Raw genomic sequence first — 16,492 nt, forward strand, 5'->3', positions numbered from 1 at the left:
AATTCCAGACTTGTGAAAGAATCTGCGCATGAATGCATATAAGCGATCATGCTCGTTGGATGTCGACAGCCAATATGTGGAACTCGCTGTCGAGGTCTTCGCCATGCTTGCCGATGCAACACGAGTTCGAATTATCCTGGCCCTACGTGGCGGTGAAATGGCGGTGGGTGCCCTCGCCGATGTAGTCGGGAAATCGCCAGCGGCGGTTTCACAGCACTTGGCGAAGATGCGCCTGGCACGGATGGTTTCGACCCGGCAGGACGGTACAAAGGTCCTGTATAGGTTGGAAAACGAGCATGCTCGCCAGCTCGTGGCAGACGCTATTTTCCAGGCGGAACACGCCCTCGGCGGACAGCCCTCCCACCACCGCAGGGGCACGGCGGCCTCATGAACGAGCGGCAGAATACCAACAGCCACCCGACGGTCGGGCACCACACGCATGATGACCACGATCACGACGGCGATCATGATCACCACGATCACGACCACGGCTCCTACCAGCATGCCTCTGGGTTGAGAGGCTGGCTCATGGAGCTGTTCGTTCCGCATACCCATGACGCGGCAGACTCCATCGACGATGCGATGGAGGCAAGCACTGAGGGTATTCGCGCCCTGAAGATCAGCCTCTTCATACTGATGGGAACGACTGTGCTGCAATGCCTGGTCGTAATGGTCAGCGGCTCCGTAGCTTTGTTGGCGGACACAATCCACAACTTTTCTGATGCCCTGACCGCTGTTCCTTTATGGATCGCATTCATCCTGGGCAGACGGGCCGCTACCCGCCGCTACACCTACGGTTTCGGCAGGGCGGAGGACTTGGCAGGACTCTTCATTGTCGCCGTCGTCGCGCTCTCGGCGGTCGTCGCAGGCTGGCAGTCAGTTGACCGCTTGATCCACCCGCAGGCACTGCAGAACCTGGGGTGGGTTATGGCTGCCGGAGTGATCGGCTTTGCCGGTAATGAAGCCGTGGCGATCTACCGCATCAAGGTTGGTCGTCGCATTGGTTCGGCAGCGATGGTGGCCGATGGTGTTCATGCACGAATGGACGGATTCACCTCGCTGGCCGTCGTCCTCGGCGCCGGTGGCGTCATGCTCGGCTTCCCCCTGGCTGACCCGATCGTCGGGCTGCTCATCTCGGTGGCCATTTTTGTCCTCTTGTGGGGGACCATCCGCAGCATCGGGCGTCGTTTGATGGACGGCATCGAGCCGGAACTTCTCACTCAGGCCCACAAAGCCCTGGAGAAAACGCCGGGCGTGCTGGCCGTTTCGCGGCTGCAGTTGAGGTGGGTCGGGCACCGCCTCCAGGGAGCGGCGACGCTAGTTGTGTCCGACGTCGGATTGTCCGCGGCGGAGCAGATCCTGCAGGATGCCGAACACCGGCTCCAGGAAGCCCTGCCGAAACTGGAGCACATGATCCTGACTCCGAGCAGCCGACGAGCGGAGCGTACCCACTAGCTGGATGCCATCTGGCTGGTGCTCATGGACTAGTTCGCTCCTGGGCAGCCATCGCCTTGGGGATTTTCAAGGCAGTTGTCCGCGTAATGCCTCGTGATCGAACGCCACACGCTAGTGGTCAGGGGTGCCGATGAGAACTCTCCCTGACCCGGAATCGGCAGTGGCGGCCCTCCGTTCACCGAGTATGTTCCTCGGAAATGAGTTGTCAGGACAACGTTGAAATCACCGGTTTGGGTGTACACGTGGCTGGTTCTGGTCTTCTCACCCCAGCGGTCCTCAGGCAAGGAACCGCCGGCTGAGCCTTGGGGTCCGATGGCGACCCCGTCCCCGTAACTCCAGGTGTATGCGACAGGCGTGGCTACGATGTGCACTCTCTGCGTCAGGATCGTGACGTCAAATTGTTGTTCCGTTGCTTCGGCGAAGAAGTTGGTTTCTGCGCCCAATAGGGTGTGGGGGCTGGGCTGCCCTACGACTCGACCAGGGATGATGGGGAGCTGACGGAAGTCGTTAAGGATCCGGGCCGCAATTTGGTCAAGAACATTGACAGGTTCTTCGCTGTAAACACACGAAGGGCCAGCGAAAAAATCCCATGCTGGATTCGAAAGCAACTTTAGGGATCTGTACCAGTTGACAGTCCGACCATCAGGACCATCCGTGCACGGAAGGTCCTGATGGGCACAATTCGACCCATCTTGTATTGGATCTTGACGACAAACGTGTTTGTACTGATACCGATAGGGGTCTTCGACCCCGCCAATCGCAAGGTCCGTCCAAACCCCGCTTCCAGGAAGCTGCGTCCATCCCTCGATCGTGGCTCCGCCCCCGCTCCACCCTGAGCCGATATTCGGTGTCTCGTCCGCATGGGCTCCAACTGCGAAAATAGAAGACTCCACGGTGAGACCAAGGGCGAAGAGGAGAGCCATTACCCGAATTGGGGCTCTCATTGGTTGACCAAGTGTTCAATCCTATTAGCCTGCCAAACTGAGCCGTTGTGAACCGCAATCATAATGTCTCCGATTGCAGGCTGACGTGGCAGTGATCCCTTCAGGTTCCCACCGGGAAGATAAAAATCAATCGTTTCCTGATAGGCCTGAACAATCACTTGGTATTCAGACGGAGCTGTCTCCGTAAAGTTTGATTCGACAGCTTGAACGACCATTTTGCCGCCCGCCATCCATCGACCTTCTCTATTCCATTCCTCGACTTCCGCCTTTATTTTTGTGCAGCTGGCACACGTCGAACTGGAAATTGATTGCATCGGGGCCATGTCGCCTGTCTCGTATGCATAGCTAAGCGTCGAGTACCAATACCTCGCGAACGCCTGCAGCCCTTCCTTCGTCTCCGACTTCGCCTCCTCCGGCAACACCGGCACCGGCACATTCTCTGCCCTGCCTTTTGCGTCGGCCGGTTTGTAGACGGAACTGGGTGTAGGCGTCGGTGTGGGCGTAGCGCTGGAGGTTTCAGAAACACTCGCACTCGGTGTGCCCCCACGTTGGGGGTCGCTGCCAGCGCACCCACTCAATACCAGCCCGACCACCGCAAGCCCGGAGACCAGACCAACGCGCAAGGGGCCAGAAGACAACAAACGAAAAGTCATGGGCAGCTTATCCCCCGATAGTTGGTCAAGACGAGATCCTCAAAGGGTAGTCGAGGTTGCAACTCCATGCTCAGAGTTATCCACAGCCCCCTACCAAACCGGTTCTACCACCCAAATTCCCCAGACCAAAGTCAAGGACTCACCCGCCAAATGCTGCCCACTCATAAAACAGAAACGCGGCAATTACCACGAACAAGAAAGTGGGGGCCTACAGAAAACTCCACAGACCCCCATTTCCGGGGAATAGACCCCATTTCTGAAGATTATTTCAGCGCACTGAACCATAGTTCTGCGCCGGCAGCACCAACTCCCCCGTCTTGTCCGTCGACAGGGCGAGCGACGAGATGTACTGCGGCTCGCCGTCGGGCCCGTCCTGAGCCGAGCGAAGCATGTCCGGTCGCTCGAACTCGAAACCCGTCACGTGGCACAGGAGTTTGCTGTCGCTGGGGTTCCCGTCGGCGTCGAACATGGGCAATTCGATGCCGTCGTCGCTGCGCCGTAGGTAGAACCGCCCGCGAGTGAGCAGCGCCAGGACAGGCGGCAGGACCAAGGCCAGCGCCACGGCGAAGATCGGCGAATAAGGCTGGACCGCGGGACCAAGGGCCCCGAAGAACACGGCGATGGAAACGCCTGCGGAGACAAGCATCGAGACAAAGCCGACGGGGTTGACGGCGTACAGCATGCCGCGGCGGAATTCCGGGACTTTCGGCGAAATCTTCAGGAGGTACTTATTGATAGCGATGTCGGACGCCACCGTGACAACCCAGGCCATCGCGCAGTTGGCGTAGAAGCCAAGAACGGTACTGAGGAATTCGAACATGTTCGCTTCCATCAAAACCAGCGCAATGACCAGGTTGACCACAACAAACACCATGCGCCCGGGATACGTCTTGGTGATGCGGGTGAAGCTGTTGGTCCAGGCGAGCGAACCCGAGTAGGCATTGGTGACGTTGATCTTGATCTGTGAAATGACCACCAGTACTACGGCCAGGGTCATCGCGAGCCACGCCGGCATCATCTCCTGGTAGACGCCCAGGAACTGGTGGACCGGCTCATTGGCGTGGACGGAAGCGGCCGGATCGAGCGTCGCGATCAGGTAAATGGCAATAAACAGGCCGACAATCTGTTTGATCGCCCCAAAGATCACCCAGCCTGGACCCGCCAGAATCACTGCACGCCACCAAGCCCCCTTATTCTCGGCCGTCCGCGGCGGCATGAAGCGAAGGTAGTCGATCTGCTCGGCAATCTGCGCCATGAGCGACAGGCACACCCCGGCAGCAAGCATGACGGAGGCCAGGTTGGTCCCCTCCACGCCGGATTTCCCCTGGTAGGCGAAGAAGGAATCGATGCTCTCCGGGTGCGAGACCAGCAGGTATCCCAGCGGCACCACCATCAGGAGCAGCCAGAGCGGCGTGGTCCACACCTGCAACGTGGCCAATGTCTTCATGCCATAAATAACCAGCGGAATGATGATTACGGTAGACGCCGCATAGCCCAGCCATTGCGGAATACCCAAACCCAGCTCGAGGCCCTGCGCCATGATTGAGCCCTCCAGCGCGAAGAAAATGAACGTGAAGGTCGCGAAGATGACATTGGTGACCATCGAACCGTAGTAGCCGAAGCCGGAGCCCCGAGTGATGAGATCGAGGTCAATGTTGTAGCGGGCCGCATAGTAGGCCAGCGGAAATCCGGTGGCGAAGATAACGACGGCCGCCACGAGGATCCCGAACACGGCATTCATGGTCCCGTAAGCGATACCGATATTCGCACCAATCGAAAAATCAGCAAGATAGGCAATGCCGCCCAAGGCGCTTGTCGCAACGACACCCGCACTCCACTTACGGTAGGACCGCGGAGCGAACCGGAGGGTGTAGTCCTCCAGGCTCTCCTTCGCGGGTACCCGGCCGACGCTATCCAGCACACTTGTCGCCCGAGTTCCGCCGCTGTTTCCGCCGCGTAACTTCTCCAACGAAAGCAAAACCAAACCCGAGCACTCCGCGTTGTAGGCATCTCACAAAATCGGCGCCTTCCCGGCGCATTACCGTCGGGGATGAACCACTGGAGAAACCAAATATGCAGTGCAGAGGAGCATCGATGACGATTCAGGCGCACCCACCAAAGGCCACAAGCCACCCCATCCTGGAAGCCGCCCGGGAGCAGGTCCTCCAAAACGGTGAAGGACTCAACGAGGCCCAGCTGCTGGAGATTCTCCGCCTTCCCGATGACGCCCTTCCCTCCGCCCTGCAGCTAGCCCACGAAGTGCGGCTCAAGCACTGCGGCGAGGACGTCGAAGTGGAAGGCATCATCTCCATCAAGACAGGCGGTTGTCCCGAGGACTGCCACTTCTGCAGCCAGTCCGGCCTGTTCGACTCGCCGGTTCGCGGCGTCTGGCTCGACATCCCCGAGCTGGTCAAAGCCGCCAAGGAAACGGCTGCCACGGGCGCCACCGAATTCTGCATCGTCGCAGCAGTCCGGGGCCCGGACATCAAGCTCATGAACCAGATCAAGTTCGCAATCGACCGAATCAATGAAGAAGTGGACATCAACATCGCCTGCTCGCTGGGCATGCTGAGCCAGCGCCAGGTTGATCAGCTCAAGGAGTGGGGGGTCCACCGCTACAACCACAACCTCGAAACAGCGCGCAGCTACTTCTCCGAGGTTGTCACCACTCACAGCTACGAAGAGCGCCTGGACACCTGCAATATGGTCAAGGCCGCCGGCATGGAGCTGTGCTGCGGAGCCTTGATCGGCATGGGTGAAACCTTGGAGCAGCGCGCCGAACTCGCCGTGCAGCTGGCCGCATTGGAACCGCACGAAGTTCCGCTGAACTTCCTGAACCCGCGACCCGGCACTCCCTTGGAAAACCAAGGCATCATGGACGGCAAAGACGCGCTCCGGGCCATCGTCGCCTTCCGGCTCGCCATGCCCCGCACGGTCCTGCGCTACGCCGGCGGCCGCGAACTGACCCTCGGGGACATGGGAACGCGCGAGGGGTTGCTCGGCGGTATCAACGCCGTCATCGTTGGCAACTACCTCACCACACTGGGTCGGCCCGCGACGTCGGACCTGAACCTTTTGGTGGAACTGAACATGCCCATCAAGGAACTCCAGAAGACGCTGTGAACAGGGTTTCGCTCCCCAACCGCTCCCTAACCTCGCAAGCTCGGCCAGGGAACCCGGCGGTCGTGGGCCCAAGCTCAACCACCGTCGACGCCGGCTTTTGCGGGCACTGCGGCGGTGAGGGTCCGACGTCGGATGCTCACCGTAGCTGCCAGCAGAGCCTGGCGCTTGAGCCGCCGCGCTACTGCGGGCTGTGCCGGCGTCGGATGAAAGTCCAGGTCACTCCGCTGGGCTGGAAGGCGGAATGTTCGCGCCATGGGGCAATCGTGAAGGCGAGCGCATCGTGAGCCCCATCCAACCGAGCCCCATCCAACAGAGCCTCATCCAGCGCGACCGGTCCGTCCTCTGGCACCCCTACGCGCCGGCGTCGGACTCGCTGCCCTTGTGGCAGGTGGGGGACGCCCAAGGGATTCGACTGCAGCTGCGGGATGAAGCGGGCCAGCGGCACGAGGTTGTAGATGCGATGTCGTCATGGTGGTCGGTCATCCATGGCTACCGCAATCCGCTCCTTGATGCCGCGGCGAAGAGGCAGCTCGCACAATTCAGCCATGTGATGTTTGGCGGACTCACGCACGAGCCCGCCGTCGAGCTCGCGGAGCTGCTGCTGGCACTGGCTCCGTCGGAACCTGGGCAGCCGCGCCTCGAGCGGGTTTTCCTCGCCGACTCCGGATCGGTCTCGGTGGAGGTCGCCCTTAAGCTCGCGGTCCAGTTCCAGACGGCCTCCGGCAGGCCCCGGCGGCAGCGCTTCCTGAGTATTCGCGGCGGCTATCACGGCGACACGGCCGCCGCGATGGGGGTCTGCGATCCCGTTGACGGCATGCACTCAGCCTTCCCTGGACTCCTCGCGTCCAACGTGTTCGCGCCGCGTCCGCCTTCCGCGGGCATGGCGAACCCGGAGGACATCGCCCGCTGGAAGGACGACGTCGCTCGCCTTGCCTCGGCGCACGGGGACGAGCTCGCCGGGATTATCGCGGAGCCCATCCTCCAGGGCGCCGGAGGGATGTTCATCTACCCAGCCGAATGCCTCCGGATCCTTCGAGACATCGCCAACGAGCACGGGCTGCTCCTGATCCTCGACGAAATCGCCACCGGCTTTGGCCGCACCGGCGAGCTCTTCGCCGCCCAGCATGCGGGAATTGTGCCGGACATCCTGTGCGTGGGAAAGGCCCTGACCGGCGGTTACCTGACGCTCGCGGCCATGCTGTGCACGGGCGAGGTGGCACGCGCGGTCTCCTCCGGCCCGGCCGGTGCGCTGCTCCATGGCCCCACCTTCATGGCGAATCCGCTGGCTTGCGCTGTGGCCAATGCGAGCCTGAAAATCCTCGACGGCGGCGCCTGGCGGGAGGACGTAGCCAGGATCGAAACGGGCTTGGCCAAGGGCCTCACGCCCGCTGCAGCGCTCGACGCCGTCAAGGAGGTCCGCACAATCGGCGCCGTGGGTGTCCTCGAGTTGCGGGACGCCGTCGACGTACCCGCCGTAACCCAGGCCGCGATCCGGCATGGCGTTTGGGTGCGCCCTTTCCGGAATCTTGTGTACGCAATGCCTCCGTACATCAGCACAGCCTCCGAGACTGCCCTCATTGCCGAGGGAATGGTGGCTGCCGTCGCCGAGGTTCATGATCGCGCAGGTTCCGCATGAGCACTTCCATGATCCGCTGGCTGGAACAGCAGGCCGTCGTGCGGGAGCGCCGCGGGTTGGTTAGGACGCCACTCGCGCGATCTGCCGCCGTCGGCCCTGCAGCAGCCGCCGTCCCCGCCGTCGACCTCGCCAGCAATGACTACCTGGGCCTCGCCACGGACCCGCGCCTGGCCGAAGCTGCAGCCGATGCCGCCCGACTCTGGGGCACGGGGGCAACGTCGTCCCGGCTGGTGGCCGGAACTACGGAACTTCACCTCGAACTCGAACATGAATTGGCACGGCTGACCTGCATGGAATCAGCCCTCGTCTATTCCTCCGGATATCTGGCCAACTTGGGCGTCATCACCGCATTGGGCGGCCCTGGAACCCTCTTGGTGGCGGACGAGCACTGCCATGCCTCCCTGGTGGACGGCTTCCGGCTCAGCCGCTCCCGGGTGGAAACCTTCCCGCACAACGACGTCGACCGGCTTAGCCACCTGCTCACAGGGAGGCAGGAACCGCGGGCGCTGATCGCCGTCGAATCCGTCTACAGCGTGCTGGGCGACGCGGCCCCGCTCAACTCCCTGCTGGCCGTCGCGGAACACCATGACGCCGTGCTCCTGATTGACGAGGCGCACAGCCTCGGAGTCGCAGGGACAGGGGCGCATACGGGGCATGGGTCAGTGGCAGGCACCCCCCTGGCGGGCCATCCGAACGTGGTGCTCACGGCAACCCTGTCCAAGTCCCTGGGCGCCCAGGGCGGAGCCGTGATGGGATCGGGCCTCTTGCGCGAGCACCTCATCAACCGGTCGCGCAGCTTCATATTCGACACCGGCCTCGCACCCACTTCGGCAGCAGCCGCCCTGGCCGCGCTGCGAATCATCTGTGACGAACCATGGCGTCCGACGGCGGTGCGGGCCAATGCTGTGGCCCTCACCGCGGCGCTCGGACTCCAGCCCGCTGCAGGCGCCGTGCAATCCGTCCCGCTGCCGTCTGCCGAAGCCGCCCTTTCAGCGAGCCAGGCGGCACACTCGGCGGGCGTTCGCGTCGGGTGCTTCCGGCCGCCGTCGGTACCGGACGGAGTGTCCAGGCTCCGGCTGACCGCACGGGCCACCCTCACGACCGCAGAAATCGACCACAGCTGCAACGTGCTGCGCCGCATCCTGGAGGACCACTTATGAGTTTGCCACCCGTCATTTTCGTCACCGGGACCGACACCGGCGTCGGAAAAACAGTGACGACGGCGGCCCTTGCCGTCACACTTCAGGGCAGGGGACGTTCCGTTGCGGTCTATAAGCCGTGCCAGAGCGGCGCGGCTGGCGGAGATTCGGACGTCGAAGAAGTGCGGCGCCTGGCCGGCGAGCTCCACGCCGAGGCGGGGATGGTGCTCGAAGCTCCCCTTGCCCCGGTGGCTGCGGCCGCCTTGCAAGGGACAAACCTCCCGCCGATCGCCAACCATTCCGTGCGAATCCGCGAACTTGCCGCGGGGCATGATCACGTACTGGTAGAAGGAGCGGGCGGTCTCCTGGTCGCCCTGAATTCCGACGGCGGGACGCTGGCCTCGCTTGCCTCGCTCCTTGGCCGCGACGCCGCCTTCGTGACGGTCGCCCGGGCGGGACTGGGAACCCTGAATCATACTGCCCTGACACTTGAGGCCTTGGGGGCGCGTGACTTGAGCGTGCTGGGACTCGTGCTGGGTTCCTGGCCGGACGAGCCCGGTCCCGCCGAAGCCAGCAATCATGCAGTGCTGGAATCCCAAGCGCTGAAAGCCAGTGGCCCGCCGCTGCTGGGTTCCCTCCCCGAGAACGCCGCCGGACTACAGCCCCACGTTTTCCGTGAAACGGCCGGCTCCTGGCTGAAAGGACTTCCGGAATGATCAGTACAATCACGAGCTTCGCACCCGGCTCCCCTATGGTCGGGCTGAGCGCCGAACAGACGGCTAACTATGTCGTGGTGCGCGATCCTGCGGCTGTGCGCGACGTCCTGCACCGTCCCGGCGATTTCGTACCGGCCAACGCCTTGGTTGCCGCCACGCCCCTGACCGGAGCATCGCTTCGAGTGCTGCAGAAGGCGCGGTTCGCCCTGCCTCCCGTGCTGGCCAGCAACTGCACCGATTCCCATGCGGGTGTCCGAAAGGTTGTCGCCGGATTCTTTACCCCGGCAACGGTGGCCGGCATCGAACCTCGTATCCGCGAACTGGCCCGGGCCGCCGTCGAACAGGCCCGGGAAGGGCTTGAGTCGGGCGGAACCGTCGACCTCGTGCAGGCGGTGGCGGCCAATCCGCCCGCGCAAATCATGCTCGAGCTCCTGGGCCTGCCGGAGCGCGATCTTCCTGCGTTGAAACAGTGGAGCCTGGACTCGTTGGAACTCTTCTGGGGATGGCCTGACAAGGAGCGGCAGCTCGAGCTGGCGCACAGCGCGGCGGAGTTTTACGGCTGGCTGCGCGAACTCGTACTGGAGTTCTCCGCAACTCCTGACGGCGGATCCCCCGAAGGCGCTTCCCGTCACGGCGCTTCCCGTAACGGCAACCTCTTTGCCGCCCTCGCCCGCCATGGACTGACCGTCCCGGAGATCTGCTCGCTCGGATATTTCCTGCTGATCGCGGGCCAGGAAACCACCACACAACTCATCAGTACTGCCCTGTTCAGGTCCCTCGAGGGGCTCGCCCCCGTCACGTGGAAGGAGGCCGGTGACGCAGCCTCGGCGCGATCCGCAGTGCGGCACATCCTGGCAACGGAATCCTCCGTTCCTACCTGGCGCCGGGTTGCAGCCACAGACACCGTGCTCGACGGCGAGCGGATCCCGGCAGGAGCCGAAATCCTGCTGGAACTTACCGGGAACCACGGCCTTTCGGCAGCAGGTGGATCGACCGCTTACAGCCTGGCATTCGGATCCGGCATCCATCGTTGCCTTGGTGCCAAACTCGCAGAGCTGGAGGCCGCCGTCGTCCTCCAGGAGACAGCGGCAGGCCTGCCCGACGTTCGGCTCGCAGAGCTGACGCCGGAATGGTTGCGGCTGCTGTCATTCCAGGCGCCCCGAACTGTGGTGGTGCGCTAAACCCTGGAGGTGCGCTCGAAGCTCAGCTGCAAGCGATTCTTGAGCCGGCGCTGAAGATCCTAATGTTGGGCCATTCCGCAGTCGCGGTGGGCGTGGCGAAACCGCCCGTAACCCTAATGGTGACCGTGCGGTTCCCTGTCCCTGTGGTCACTATGTAAGGGGTCAGCGGCGTAACGGTTACCGTGGTGCTGGCCGCTCCAAGATCGGTCTCAGCTGGTCCGTAGGAGGATCCGTTCTTTTTGGCGTTGATGGTCAGCGACTGTGGGGCCTCGGAGGTTGTGATCGTCAGCACCACACTGCCCTGGCTGTGACCGTTGGCGCAGCTGATGGAGACGGTGGGCACCCAGGTTCCAGCCTTGACAGCTATCGTGGCGTCGCTGGATTGCTGCCACAGCCCGAACGCGGAGGCGGTGCCGAGCCCGAGTAAAAGGGTGAGGCAGAAGGCGCCGATCGCCAGCGCTGTCCCGGGAAGCCGTGCGGGTTTGTTCATGGCTGCTCTCCCGTCGCTGGATGCTGTTTCCGACGTCGCCTTGTTAAGCCGCGACGGATTGCCTTGATGACATTCCCGAGTCCGTAGCCGATGAGTCCTATGGCGCCCACTGTCATCCAGAGCGTTCGGTCGCTGTTGCCCAAAGCATTGGCGAGGTAGCCCGCATACGGAACGGCATAGAAGAGGCGTCCGCGGACCTGGACTTCACGGACAGGCGCTGGATCCACCACGCTGTTGTTGTCGCCCTTGGTAATGAGGGTTCGCTCCCCCTGCTGGGTAGCGCTGAACCCGACGATCCGGTGCGTGACAACATCAGGCCGGCCTGACGCCAACTGATAGGTCACTACATCGCCCGTCCTCAGGTCAGGGAACGACGCCGGTGCCATCACCAGGAAGGTTCCCGGCCCCAACTTCGGCGCCATCGAGCTAGTCAATACTGAAAAGGTCTGAGAACCCGTGACCCGCGGGACCAGGATCAGGACCGAAACCGCCAGCACAGCCAAGGACAGCAGGACCACGCCAATCCACTTCCCGACGGCGGCTGCCGCGCCGCGGCGCGGACTGGTTACGGGCTTCAGGTCCCTTGTCCGCTGTTTGATGTCCTCAAAGAGTGCCGAGGGCTCCGGCATGGCCTGGGCGTCGGGTGCCGCCAGGAGCTCAGGGGCAGCCACTGGGCACCCCGCAGACTTGGGTAGCAGTCAGCGGAACGAAAACATTCGCCGATTGGCCGGCCATGGTGGAGGGAGTCGAGGAAATCAGGTGCACCTTGAAGCAGATTACTTTCGACGCCCCCTTGGCTATCGAAGCAGTGGTGACACCGGCGGCTCCCAGCTCCTGATAGTTGTTGGCTGAGGAGCAGCTTGCGGAAGAGTTCGCAGTCACAGCGCTGACCTTCATGAACTGCGCGAGATTGCTCCCCACTTCATTACGAATAATCGGTTCCCCTGCGGCCAGTGTGATGTTGAAGGTACCTCCGGCGTCGGTGTCGTTGCTTGCCGTAACTGAGGCGTAGATCGGTGCACTCGGTGTCAGCTCAGACGCTGGACTGCCTGACGTGGTCAGGGCCAGGGATGCCGCGCTTCCATCAGCCATGGTCATCGAGGTCGACTGCCCCGATGGCGACCCAAGCAAATTCACAATGAAGTCTGCTCCATTAACGGTTCCTGGAGCGGCCGAAGCGGAGGAGGACCACAAGGCGTACGTTCCCTGGACGGCCAGGAGGCCGAGCAGAACAGCGGCAAGAATAAGCCCCGCTGCCTTCACGCTCCTGTGGAAGTACATCGTGCCCTCCATGTCCGTTGTCGTGCTCCTTCGCGTGATCCGAAAGTTCGTCGGCGTCAAATGGCCGTTCATAAAAGTGGATGTTGCCGGCCCGGCAAGAGCCAGACCGGCAACCACCGGGCCGGCATGAGCGAGCGGACCCGGCAACTTGCCAGCCGAGTGTCAGGCCAGGCCCGGCTGTTGGATCTGGGTGAGCGTGAAGGCGACGTTGCCCAGGTCATAGCTCGCGGTGGTGTCCGCACGGCCTGTGGCGGAAGACTTGAACTCGAAGGTGATGGTGGCGGTGACGGTCTTCGACGTAGTCAGCGGGTTGGTGATGACAGTGCCGCCGGAAGTGAGGACAGGGGTAGTAACCGCCACGTTGCCTGCGGTGAAGCCGCTAGAGGCTCCCGTGCCCGTGGCTGTGAGTTCGGCGGCCATTTTGTCGCCTGTGAGGGTTACGGTGAGGGTCTGGGTGAACGTCAGCTTGTCGCCCGGAACCACTTTGTAGCTGGCGACGTCGATGGTATTTCCGGCACGGTCGGTCCACACGCCGGCGCCTGCCTTGGCCACGTTCAGATCGCCTGCCACAATTGTGCCGGGAGCGGCGGAGTCCGCCGCATTCCACCAGGCGAGTGTGCCGCCGCCTCCGAGCAGCAGCCCGGCCCCCACAGCAATTGCACCCGCTCCTTTGATCAGGGTGGCGTTCTTCATGGTGTTACCTCTCGATAAGGTTCTTCGTGTTCTTGCGGTCAAGAAGAACCTTGCAGTGGCTTTCTCAGGGTAGTGAGCCACGTGCGCTCAAGATTGGATCAATCTTTCCTGCATCCGCCATAGTGCAGCCCATTCAGCAATATCGTTGAGACGGGGGAGGCCTAACTCAGCGGCGAAGGGCGGTGAAGTGAGCCATTCCAATCCCGAACGGCCCCCCATCGTCGATGCTCGCGTTCTCAAACGACTTCGAAATGAGCTGGGTGCCGACGCGGAATATTCCTCCACCTTTGTGGAGCATTACCTGACACAGCTTCCGCTGCGCACTTCACGCCTTCGGAACGCATTGATGGCGGCAGACCGGACAGCGGCCCTGGACACAGTCCTCAGCCTCAAAACGGCAAGCTGGATGGTGGGCGCTATTTGCCTGGGAACCGTTTGCAAAGAACTTGAATTCACCCTAAACGGCTTTTCCGAAGAGGAGCTGGAATTCAAAATGCCGGCGCTCTGTGACCGGGACCAGATAATGGACAGGATTGATCATTGCAGTCGCCGTACAGCGAAAATGCTTGGTCCTGAAGAGGCCGCTAGGACTTGATGGGACCTGTTGACTGAGCCGGGGCCAGGCGGTAGCCCACGCCGCGTACTGTCTGAACCCAGCGAGGATTCTGGGCATTGTCGCCCAGCTTCTTGCGAAGGTTTCCCATATGCACTTCAATGGCGCGCTCGTCGGACTCGCTGGTGTAGCTGCCGACGTCGTACGGCTCGTTGCGCAGCCGCCTCACCAAATCGGCCTTGGTGCGGACCACGCGTCCGCCCTCGAGGAGCGAGAGGAGGAGGTCGAACTCCGTGGGTGTCAGGTGCAATTCCTTTCCATCCACGAGGACTGTCCGGGTCTGATGGTTGAATTCGAGGCCGTTGTGACGGAAGAACTGGCCTTCCTCGACGGGGGGCTCTGGAGCAGCACCTCGAGCGGCCGCTTCTGCCGTAAACCGCGGCCGCCGCATCATTGCAGCGATTCGGGCACGAAGTTCCCTCGGACGGAAGGGTTTGGTGAGATAGTCATCTGCACCTGACTCCAGCCCCATAAGAGTGTCGAGTTCCTCGGCCCTGGCCGTCAGCATGACAATGTAGGCCTCAGAAAATTCACGAACCTGCCTGGCCACTTCAAAACCGTCAATGTCTGGAAGTCCAAGGTCCAAGGTGATCACCAGCGGCTGCAGTTCGCGGGCAGCTTCAACGCCGGCTGCGCCACTCGTGGCCACATGAACATCGAACCCGGCTTGGGAAAGAACCACGCGCACAAGCTCCCGGATATCGTGGTCGTCCTCAATGACTAGTCCCACGCGCGGTTCATTCATTGCAGCCCCCTCCAGCAGACAGACTGGATAGCAGTATATCCACTGAAGGGTATTCTGCTCGTATGCGACCTGACATCAATTCGACTCGGACGCCCATGCTATGAAGCCTCCCATCGCATGGAATATCGCTTCCGGGCGGTTGCTCTTCTTCAAACGGGCGTTCCACGAATATACGCTCCGGGACAGGGTGGTCCTCAGCCAATTTCCGCTGACCGTCACGTCCTGTATTGCAGCAATCATTGTTGTCTTGTTTTTCAGGGAAAGCCTTGAAAATCCTTTCTTCGTCTTGTTCCTGCTCCTGCAGGGCCTTGCCCTTCTGCTCTGTTATTTAGTGCCCTGGGAGAAACTTCCTTTTCCCAGTTTCCTCAGTATTCCTGTACTGGATCTGATCTCCATTGGGCTGGGGCGCGAAGGGGACCAAGAGGGTCTTACAGGAATTAGCCTCCTCGCCGTTTTTCCCGTGATTTGGTTTTGCGCCTCGGGCCTTTATCCCCGGGCAGCCATTGCCATGTCCTTCCTGGGCCCGCTGGCCATTATCTGGATCCCGTTGTTCCTGCGCGGGACTGTCACGCCCCAGGAACTGACCCGGTCCTTCCTGCTCCCGGTCATGATGCTGGGGATCGGTATCTCAGTCAGTGTCCTGACTTTAAGCATGGTCCGCCAGCAACGCGACCTTGAGGAACAACAAAGGGCCCTGGAAGAGAAGGACGCTGCCTTACAGCAAGCGCTCGAAAACAGCCAACACCAGGAGCGGCTGCTGAACACCGTCCTTGAAACAGTGCATCTGGGCGTGCTGGCGGTGGATGCCAACGGCAATGACGTCATGATGAATCGGAAGCAGCGGAAGAACCACGAGCTTGCTTCAGGCGGCAATAACGAGCTGAATGAGGGCGAACTGCTGGTGTTCTCGGCTGACCGTACTACCCCAGTTCCCGCAGAGAAGCGCCCAGTCCAGCGCGCTGTCCTTGGCCAGGAGTTTACGGACTACCTGGTTTGGATCGGCTCAGGGTCCGAGCAGCGTGCCATTACAACCAGCGCGCGAGCCATGAGGGACGCGGACGGGAACTTCGCAGGATCCGTCATCGTCTTTAGCGACGTTACGGACCTGGTGACTGCCCTGGCGGCAAAGGACGATTTTGTCTCCAACGTCTCCCATGAGTTCCGGACACCCTTGACCTCGATCCTTGGCTATCTGGAGATGATGCTGAGCGAACCGGATGAGCTCCAGCCCTCGATCGCCTCCCAGATGGTGATCGTGCGCCGCAACGCCGAACGACTGCTAAGCCTGGTGTCCGACCTGCTGTCGGTGCGCACCGGGAGCATGACAGTCCAGCCCCAAGCCGTGGACGTTGCTGAATTGGTCAGGTCAAGTGTTGACTCAGCGAAGCCCCGCGCCCATGAATCCGGAGTACAGTTTCGTGTCAACGTACCGCAGCGCCTCGAAGCCCACGTTGATGCGGCCAGGATTTCCCAGGTCCTGGACAACCTCATCTCGAACGCCATCAAATACTCTCCCGAGGGCGGGCACGTCGAGGTGTCGCTGGAGTCCGAAAATGGCGCCATAGTCTGCCGGGTGAAAGATACCGGGATCGGCATGGACGAGAAGGACCAGGCAGAGGTCTTCACGAAGTACTTCCGCTCCGGCGAGGCCCGCAACCTGAAGATTCCCGGCGTCGGACTTGGCCTGCCCATCAGCAAGGCCATCGTGGAAGCCCATGGCGGGGAGATCGACCTGATCAGCGTTCCAGGACAGGGGACGACTTTCACGTTCCGGGTCCCCGCATAGGCAGCCGGATTTCGACAGGCTCAATCACCAGCCCGAC

16 protein-coding genes are annotated in these 16,492 nt (G+C 61.9%); 8 read left to right on the forward strand and 8 right to left on the reverse strand.

Going from position 1 to position 16,492, the window contains the following annotated elements; all coding sequences use genetic code 11:
* Positions 1-28: 28 nt before the first annotated feature.
* Together J7E82_RS17395 and J7E82_RS17400 are read left to right on the forward strand one after the other, a co-directional pair.
* Positions 29-391, forward strand: a complete 363-nt coding sequence (locus J7E82_RS17395; RefSeq protein WP_214864888.1) for a metalloregulator ArsR/SmtB family transcription factor — start codon at positions 29-31, stop codon at positions 389-391.
* Positions 388-1,455 carry a cation diffusion facilitator family transporter gene (locus J7E82_RS17400; RefSeq protein ID WP_214864889.1) on the forward strand — a complete coding sequence of 356 codons (1,068 nt, stop codon included), beginning with the start codon at positions 388-390 and terminating at the stop codon, positions 1,453-1,455. Before J7E82_RS17395 ends, J7E82_RS17400 begins: the two co-directional genes overlap by 4 nt.
* Before the next feature lie 940 nt (positions 1,456-2,395).
* Here the strand turns inward: J7E82_RS17400 and J7E82_RS17405 are convergent.
* Both J7E82_RS17405 and J7E82_RS17410 read right to left on the reverse strand, forming a co-directional pair.
* Positions 2,396-3,052, reverse strand: a complete 657-nt coding sequence (locus J7E82_RS17405) for a DUF6318 family protein (protein ID WP_214864890.1) — start codon at positions 3,050-3,052, stop codon at positions 2,396-2,398.
* A 268-nt stretch (positions 3,053-3,320) separates the two neighbouring features.
* Entirely contained in the window at positions 3,321-4,973 is a 1,653-nt protein-coding gene (locus J7E82_RS17410) for a hypothetical protein (RefSeq protein ID WP_308113928.1), read from the reverse strand.
* Between the two features lie 173 nt (positions 4,974-5,146).
* Here J7E82_RS17410 and bioB point away from each other — a divergent pair, with 173 nt between their 5' ends.
* The gene (gene bioB / locus J7E82_RS17415; protein ID WP_214864891.1) at positions 5,147-6,175 is read left to right on the forward strand and encodes a biotin synthase BioB; all 1,029 of its coding nucleotides are present in this window, start codon (positions 5,147-5,149) and stop codon (positions 6,173-6,175) included.
* A gap of 74 nt (positions 6,176-6,249) precedes the next feature.
* On the opposite strand, the gene J7E82_RS17420 is transcribed toward bioB, so the two are convergent.
* The gene (locus J7E82_RS17420) at positions 6,250-6,429 is read right to left on the reverse strand and encodes a hypothetical protein (RefSeq protein WP_214864892.1); all 180 of its coding nucleotides are present in this window, start codon (positions 6,427-6,429) and stop codon (positions 6,250-6,252) included.
* Between the two features lie 26 nt (positions 6,430-6,455).
* On the opposite strand from J7E82_RS17420, the gene J7E82_RS17425 reads away from it, so the two are divergent.
* From J7E82_RS17425 to J7E82_RS17440, 4 genes are read left to right on the forward strand one after another with little or no spacing between them, the layout of a single operon-like run.
* Positions 6,456-7,811: an adenosylmethionine--8-amino-7-oxononanoate transaminase gene (locus tag J7E82_RS17425; RefSeq protein ID WP_308113929.1), complete on the forward strand. Its 1,356-nt coding sequence runs from the start codon at positions 6,456-6,458 to the stop codon at positions 7,809-7,811.
* Between the two features lie 8 nt (positions 7,812-7,819).
* Entirely contained in the window at positions 7,820-8,971 is a 1,152-nt protein-coding gene (locus J7E82_RS17430) for an 8-amino-7-oxononanoate synthase (RefSeq protein ID WP_214864929.1), read from the forward strand.
* Positions 8,968-9,666: a dethiobiotin synthase gene (bioD, locus tag J7E82_RS17435; protein WP_214864894.1), complete on the forward strand. Its 699-nt coding sequence runs from the start codon at positions 8,968-8,970 to the stop codon at positions 9,664-9,666. The genes J7E82_RS17430 and bioD overlap by 4 nt, the downstream gene beginning before the upstream one ends.
* Positions 9,663-10,847, forward strand: coding sequence for a cytochrome P450 (locus J7E82_RS17440; RefSeq protein WP_308113931.1), 1,185 nt, complete (start codon positions 9,663-9,665; stop codon positions 10,845-10,847). Before bioD ends, J7E82_RS17440 begins: the two co-directional genes overlap by 4 nt.
* A gap of 22 nt (positions 10,848-10,869) precedes the next feature.
* Here the strand turns inward: J7E82_RS17440 and J7E82_RS17445 are convergent, their stop codons facing one another.
* The 5 genes from J7E82_RS17445 to J7E82_RS17465 form a co-directional block, all read right to left on the reverse strand.
* Positions 10,870-11,337 carry a hypothetical protein gene (locus tag J7E82_RS17445; protein ID WP_214864896.1) on the reverse strand — a complete coding sequence of 156 codons (468 nt, stop codon included), beginning with the start codon at positions 11,335-11,337 and terminating at the stop codon, positions 10,870-10,872.
* A complete protein-coding gene (locus J7E82_RS17450; RefSeq protein ID WP_308113932.1) occupies positions 11,334-12,008 on the reverse strand; it encodes a signal peptidase I in 675 nt (224 codons plus the stop codon). Before J7E82_RS17450 ends, J7E82_RS17445 begins: the two co-directional genes overlap by 4 nt.
* A complete protein-coding gene (locus J7E82_RS17455; RefSeq protein ID WP_251042066.1) occupies positions 11,995-12,630 on the reverse strand; it encodes a SipW-dependent-type signal peptide-containing protein in 636 nt (211 codons plus the stop codon). The genes J7E82_RS17450 and J7E82_RS17455 overlap by 14 nt, the downstream gene beginning before the upstream one ends.
* Positions 12,631-12,780: 150 nt before the next feature.
* The gene (locus J7E82_RS17460) at positions 12,781-13,311 is read right to left on the reverse strand and encodes an alternate-type signal peptide domain-containing protein (protein WP_214864898.1); all 531 of its coding nucleotides are present in this window, start codon (positions 13,309-13,311) and stop codon (positions 12,781-12,783) included.
* Between the two features lie 584 nt (positions 13,312-13,895).
* Positions 13,896-14,669: a response regulator transcription factor gene (locus J7E82_RS17465; RefSeq protein WP_214864900.1), complete on the reverse strand. Its 774-nt coding sequence runs from the start codon at positions 14,667-14,669 to the stop codon at positions 13,896-13,898.
* 100 nt (positions 14,670-14,769) lie between these two features.
* On the opposite strand from J7E82_RS17465, the gene J7E82_RS17470 reads away from it, so the two are divergent.
* On the forward strand, positions 14,770-16,455 hold the full coding sequence (locus tag J7E82_RS17470; protein ID WP_214864902.1) for a cell wall metabolism sensor histidine kinase WalK: 1,686 nt from the start codon (positions 14,770-14,772) through the stop codon (positions 16,453-16,455).
* Positions 16,456-16,492 lie beyond the last annotated feature (37 nt).

Origin of the sequence: Arthrobacter sp. ISL-30, from assembly GCF_018613855.1 — a bacterium.
GTDB lineage: Bacteria > Actinomycetota > Actinomycetes > Actinomycetales > Micrococcaceae > Arthrobacter.

What these genes read in the sequence shown, in the direction of transcription:
- bioB (WP_214864891.1), top strand. Translation starts at nt 5,147, where the DNA reads ATGACGATTCAGGCGCACCCACCAAAGGCCACAAGCCACCCCATCCTG.
- J7E82_RS17430 (WP_214864929.1), top strand. Translation starts at nt 7,820, where the DNA reads ATGATCCGCTGGCTGGAACAGCAGGCCGTCGTGCGGGAGCGCCGCGGG.
- J7E82_RS17395 (WP_214864888.1), top strand. Translation starts at nt 29, where the DNA reads ATGAATGCATATAAGCGATCATGCTCGTTGGATGTCGACAGCCAATAT.
- J7E82_RS17405 (WP_214864890.1), bottom strand. Translation starts at nt 3,052, where the DNA reads ATGACTTTTCGTTTGTTGTCTTCTGGCCCCTTGCGCGTTGGTCTGGTC.
- J7E82_RS17455 (WP_251042066.1), bottom strand. Translation starts at nt 12,630, where the DNA reads ATGGAGGGCACGATGTACTTCCACAGGAGCGTGAAGGCAGCGGGGCTT.
- J7E82_RS17440 (WP_308113931.1), top strand. Translation starts at nt 9,663, where the DNA reads ATGATCAGTACAATCACGAGCTTCGCACCCGGCTCCCCTATGGTCGGG.
- J7E82_RS17445 (WP_214864896.1), bottom strand. Translation starts at nt 11,337, where the DNA reads ATGAACAAACCCGCACGGCTTCCCGGGACAGCGCTGGCGATCGGCGCC.
- J7E82_RS17420 (WP_214864892.1), bottom strand. Translation starts at nt 6,429, where the DNA reads ATGGCGCGAACATTCCGCCTTCCAGCCCAGCGGAGTGACCTGGACTTT.
- J7E82_RS17400 (WP_214864889.1), top strand. Translation starts at nt 388, where the DNA reads ATGAACGAGCGGCAGAATACCAACAGCCACCCGACGGTCGGGCACCAC.
- J7E82_RS17465 (WP_214864900.1), bottom strand. Translation starts at nt 14,669, where the DNA reads ATGAATGAACCGCGCGTGGGACTAGTCATTGAGGACGACCACGATATC.
- bioD (WP_214864894.1), top strand. Translation starts at nt 8,968, where the DNA reads ATGAGTTTGCCACCCGTCATTTTCGTCACCGGGACCGACACCGGCGTC.
- J7E82_RS17460 (WP_214864898.1), bottom strand. Translation starts at nt 13,311, where the DNA reads ATGAAGAACGCCACCCTGATCAAAGGAGCGGGTGCAATTGCTGTGGGG.
- J7E82_RS17470 (WP_214864902.1), top strand. Translation starts at nt 14,770, where the DNA reads ATGAAGCCTCCCATCGCATGGAATATCGCTTCCGGGCGGTTGCTCTTC.